Here is a 756-nt window from a genome sequence, read left to right on the forward strand (position 1 = left end):
GGAGCACTGCCCAGGCAGGTGTTTTGTGGAACCGCATTTCCAATACAAAACATTCATGGGGAGCAGTGCCGAGATAATAAAAGGATGCAGGACCTTTATTATCGGTTGAGCGGGCTGAATCCCGTTAACTGTCGCCATTTCTATATGGTGAAGAGCTTCTGAGGTTACTATTCTAATAATTCCTCTCTTTTTTGCTCTAAAACTCTCTTCGAAAAACATCGGACGTTGGATTACCCAACAGTAATTTTATTTTAGGAAATCGTGGGAGATATATCGTGAGTGCATCTAATGTAGCTGGTTCTTTTAATGTCGCTAAGTTTGGTGGAACAAGTGTTGCCAACTTTGAAGCAATGAGCCGTTGTGCTGCCATTATTGAAAACAACTCAAATACGAAATTGGTCGTGAGTAGCGCATGCTCTGGCGTGACTAACCTGCTTGTTGAGCTCGCGAATGGTGTTCAAGATAAAACTCGTCGCCAAAAACTAGTGACACAGTTAACCGACATTCATAATACGATTCTTGCTCAGCTAGCTGACCCAATTAACATTGAAAAAGATGTGCACTGTATTCTGGATGATATTGCGAGCGCTGCAGAAGCGGCATCATTCCAAGCCAGTACCAAACTCACCGATCACCTAGTGGCATGTGGCGAACTGATGTCGACACATATTCTGACTCAGATCATTCGTGAACGTGGGACACCCGCTGTTCGTTTTGATATCAGAGAAGTGATGCGCACCAATGATGACTTCGGTA

The 756-nt window shown here is 43.9% G+C and carries 1 pseudogene and 1 riboswitch; the pseudogene reads left to right on the forward strand.

Features of this window, described 5'->3' with window-relative positions:
* A riboswitch (Lysine riboswitch) is annotated at positions 1-166 on the forward strand. This riboswitch is flagged as partial in the annotation.
* Positions 167-275: 109 nt separating this feature from the next.
* Positions 276-756: pseudogene (locus AB4653_RS27650) on the forward strand (lysine-sensitive aspartokinase 3); the annotation flags it as partial.

This window comes from Vibrio sp. 10N.222.48.A3 (assembly GCF_041475345.1).
Lineage (GTDB): Bacteria > Pseudomonadota > Gammaproteobacteria > Enterobacterales > Vibrionaceae > Vibrio > Vibrio tasmaniensis_A.